Source organism: Mesorhizobium sp. M1A.T.Ca.IN.004.03.1.1, from assembly GCF_003997555.1.
Lineage (GTDB): Bacteria > Pseudomonadota > Alphaproteobacteria > Rhizobiales > Rhizobiaceae > Mesorhizobium.
This window is the reverse complement of sequence record NZ_RZTV01000745.1, coordinates 1-251: the sequence shown is the minus strand read 5'-3', so window position 1 is coordinate 251 and position 251 is coordinate 1. Positions and strand designations below refer to the sequence as shown.

Genomic DNA, 251 nt, shown 5'->3' with positions numbered 1-251 from the left:
CAGAAGATCTATTTCCCGGCCGTTCACACCCGCGAACCCTATGCATCCGGCCGCAACGTCAAGCGCTCGCCCTTCTACGAGCGCGAAAAGGAGCTTGGCGGCTACTTCATGGAACTCGGCGGCTGGGAGCGTGCGCACGGCTATGCCGCCAACGAGCACCTTCTGGAGAAATATGCCGACCGTGTTCCGGTTCGCGAGAACGAATGGGACAGCCGCCATTTCTGGCGCGTGTCGAATGCCGAACATCTGGC

General features: G+C 61.0%; 1 pseudogene. It reads left to right on the top strand.

Annotation, left to right across the window (positions count from 1 at the left end):
• Window positions 1-251 (top strand): annotated as a pseudogene (locus tag EOD29_RS33645) (FAD-dependent oxidoreductase); the annotation flags it as partial.